This is a genomic window from Methylobacterium sp. WL7, from assembly GCF_008040085.1.
Taxonomy (GTDB): Bacteria; Pseudomonadota; Alphaproteobacteria; order Rhizobiales; family Beijerinckiaceae; genus Methylobacterium; species Methylobacterium mesophilicum.
Window position 1 is genome coordinate 1 of the sequence record NZ_VRVG01000394.1, and the last position, 297, is coordinate 297.

At 67.7% G+C, this 297-nt stretch carries 1 pseudogene; it reads right to left on the reverse strand.

The features are described 5' to 3' along the window. Window positions 1–297: pseudogene (locus FV233_RS29950) on the reverse strand (DNA packaging protein); the annotation flags it as partial.

Below are 297 nucleotides of genomic sequence, written 5' to 3' on the forward strand. Positions count from 1 at the left end.
TTGCCGGAGCCCTTGTCGTGCTGGAGGCCGTCGTGAGGCCAGGCAACCGGCAGCCAGTCGCCCCAGCCTTTGAGCGCCGCCGCGTGAATGACTGGCGTCGTCTCGCGCTGGCGGTAGACCGCCGTGACGTACACCACGTCGTTGTCGCGATCCCAGGCGAGCCGTGAGGCGCCGAACGGGTGATCCCAGCCGAAGTCTATGCCGACGATCTCCGGCATATAGCTCGGGATCTGGAACGGCGCGCAGGTGATGGACTCTTCGGCTACGGGGAAGACGCGGCCGGAGCCGAGAACGGGG